This is a genomic window from Xenorhabdus stockiae (assembly GCF_002632825.1).
In the GTDB taxonomy this organism is placed as follows: Bacteria; Pseudomonadota; Gammaproteobacteria; order Enterobacterales; family Enterobacteriaceae; genus Xenorhabdus; species Xenorhabdus stockiae.
The window spans coordinates 1-3,310 of record NZ_NJAJ01000083.1 but is presented as its reverse complement, the minus strand read 5'-3'; the positions used below and the strand labels follow the sequence as shown (position 1 = coordinate 3,310).

3 protein-coding genes are annotated in these 3,310 nt (G+C 51.5%); all 3 read left to right on the top strand.

What is annotated here, in order from left to right; all coding sequences use genetic code 11:
* Positions 1 to 1,434, top strand: a 1,434-nt coding sequence (locus tag Xsto_RS20030; RefSeq protein ID WP_141554553.1) for a phage tail tip fiber protein, incomplete at its 5' end; no start/stop codon positions are given.
* The gene (locus Xsto_RS20025; protein ID WP_099126218.1) at positions 1,434 to 2,468 is read left to right on the top strand and encodes a DUF6453 family protein; all 1,035 of its coding nucleotides are present in this window, start codon (positions 1,434 to 1,436) and stop codon (positions 2,466 to 2,468) included. The genes Xsto_RS20030 and Xsto_RS20025, both read left to right, overlap by 1 nt.
* Before the next feature lie 24 nt (positions 2,469 to 2,492).
* Positions 2,493 to 3,310, top strand: an 818-nt coding sequence (locus Xsto_RS21280; protein WP_244590472.1) for a tail fiber protein, incomplete at its 3' end; no start/stop codon positions are given.

Genomic DNA, 3,310 nt, shown 5'->3' with positions numbered 1-3,310 from the left:
ATTACCGCCATTGAGCATAACCCGGATAAATACGCCCACATTGATACCGGCATTCGCATTGATGAACGCCCCATTTCCCTTATTCCGCCCGGCGTACAGTCGCCGCCGAAAAATGTCGTTATCGGCAGTGATTCGGTGGTCCATCAGGGCATTGCCATTACCACACTGCGGGTGACGTGGGATGCGGCAGAAAGTGCCATTGCCTATGAAGCCGAATGGCGTCGGGATAATGGTAACTGGATAGCGGCACCGAGAACTTCAACCCAGGGGTTTGAGGTGCCGAACATCTACGCCGGGCGTTATCAGGCGCGGGTACGAGCGATTAATGCCGCGGAAATCTCCAGTCTGTGGGCCAATGCGCCGGAAACGCACCTGAAGGGCAAAGCCGGGGAGCCGCCTGCGCCACTGGGCTTTAAAGCCACGCCGATTGTGTTCGGTATCCAGTTAGACTGGGGTTTTGCACCTCACACGGACGATACGCTGAAAACCGAAATTCAGTACAGCCCGACGAGTGACGGCGAAGGGTTAATGTTATTGTCAGATATTCCCTACCCGCAAAAGACCTATGTGATGCAGGGATTAGCTGCCGGGGTCGCGTTCTACTTCCGTGCCCGACTGGTGGATAAATCCGGTAATCAGTCCCCGTGGACCGACTTCTTGCGCGGTGAATCCTCCACGGATGCGAGCTGGATTATTGATGCTGCCGGTAACCAGTTCCTTAGTGCGGAAGCGGGAAAACGCCTGCAATCGGACATCAATTTTACCAATGAGGCGATTTTAGGGAATGCGGCCCTGATTGGTTCCGTAGTCCAGCATCAGCTGAAAGAAAACGGCGAGATGCGCGCAGAGATACTGGAAGTCAGAACCACCCAATTATCCGACAAAAAAGCCCTGGCGGAAAAGCTGGAGAAAGTACAGGTCGAGGTGGGTCAAAATGCTGCGGCTGTCCAGACCAAAGCGACGGCGGTGTTTGATATCGACGGGAACGGGTACGGGATTTATGACATCGGCGCCGGGGTGAAATACAACAATCAGCTTTATCAGGCCGGGATGGTGATTGGAGCCGAAGTAAAAAACGGTAAGGTCGAGACGCACTTCGGTGTCAGGGCGAATCAGTTTACGGTGGTCAATCCGTCCAGCGGGAAATTAGATCCGGTCTTTGTGATTAAGAATGGTCAGGCCTTTTTTAATCAGGTTTTTATTGATAAAGCCTCCATTAACGGGGCGGACATTCAGGATGCTTCTATCACGATGGCAAAAATTGCGGACGGCATCCGGTCAGATAACTGGCCGAACGGGGGCTGGAACTTACCGAAGAATGGGGCGTTTGAGATGAAAGGCACGGCAGGCGGGGTCAGGGTCGCACTGGATCACACCGGGCTGGCGGTCTTTGATGGTCGGGGTGTGTTAAGGGTCAAAGTGGGGAAAATTTAATGAGCGACATAGGATTATTAGTCCGTCCCGGTGACGGGGGAAAGGCTTACCGACTGGATTCGAACCGGGCACAGACATTAAGCCTGATAAGGGCCATCTCAATCGATTTGCACGGGGATTTCAAAAAGCAGGGTTATCAGCAGTCACACCATATTCCGGAAGCCCGGGATTTTAATATTGTCCTGATACCGACCAAAACGGTAATGGTCGGGCAGGATGGCAATATGTCGGTGATTGTCGATATCCGGCTCAATAATATCCGTATGGAGGGAGAATATCTGCGCTTTGAATACAGTGACAGCCCTAATGGTCGGCCTGACTGGTACGGGAATGTGGCTGGCTGGTTTGATCCTTATTTTGACCCCGATCGGCATTTTTATATTCAGGTGTGTGGCTACCCGAAGTACCGTTCAGCATTTGGTATTCAGCTGGCAGGAATGAATGGCGTTTCAACGATTACCGATCAGAACCGACTGGGGTATTGCGTTTACCGGGGCAGAGTGACATTAGGCAAGCAGGGGCAATGGCGGGTGCCGGATTCCATCCCGAACCGCGCTCAGTGTCTGGTGTTTGCCCGGACGGAAACACCCGGAGCAGCAGTCGGGATGACTCACGATAAAGTGATGGTGAACAATGACGTACCCTGCGCTGTCTCTGTGGTGATTTTCTCCAGCGGCTTTGCATTACAGCGACCGGATTACGGGATAGCGATTTATAACGCGTCGGGACGGCTGACCTATTCCTCCCATTACACGCCATTTTTTCTGGGGGAAATGATAGCCGTCAGAAACGGGAGTGGCTCAGCCCGCAGCATCTCTCGCCCGATGGTGCATGTGAACCGATTAGCCAAGCTGGTCAGGAATGTCGGTGGGAACAGCTGGCGCTTTGCGGATTCGGGCTTCACCTTCTCAGGTAGCACTATTTCAGTGAGCGAAGCCGGGAAAATGAATTTTGAATACATACAGGTGAACAATTTCAGTTACAAGCCCATCAACTACGACATTTACGCCATTAACTACGACGATTACTTCTGATTTTTTCTTCTCAGGAACCCAACCATGATTTACACACAAGGCACCCTTTCCACGGCGTCCGGCTCCGCGATTGTCCGTGGCACGGGCACGAAATTTAAAGACAACCTGAACGGCATCGCGCCGGGGCAGGTGATACTCATCCAGTCCGGCAGCAGTAATTTACTGCATATGATTCAGGCCGTAAATTCGGATACCGAGCTGGTACTGGCGGATAACGTGAATGTGACGCTAAATAACGTCACCTATCAGATTCAGGTGACCGTACCGGATTCCATGTCTGATGGTGTCCGACATATCGTGGCTATCAATACTTATATCGTCCAGTTTCTCCAGAATATGGATAAATGGATGAGTCAGAACGGGGCGGTGGAGGTAACGCTGCCGAATGGACAAACCGTGTCACTGCAATCGATAAAAGCAATGAATGAAGCCATTGCCGGGAAACTGGATAAGAACCAGAATGGGGCAGATGTTCTGGATAAAGCGGGGTTTGTGGGCAATTTAGGTTTAGCAGGAGCTGTTGACCGAGCGATAAATTCGTTGGATACACGGACTGGCGGAGGAATTAATGGTGATGTAACGGTAAGGCATTTGTTCGCATCAGCCTTGATATTAGGGGGGGGCAGCATTAACCCTGGTACAATGGATAATGCAGGATTTGAGGGTAACAATATAGAAATCCGCTCATGGTATGGCATTGGTTTTAGAACGACAGCAGGAGATCAGAGCACTAACATTTTTTTCAATACCCGCACAGGAGATATCGCCGCCAGAGGAACAATTCGAGCCGGTAATGGTATTGTGCTCTCTCTGGGGCAAAATTGCCATCAAGATGGTAGCGG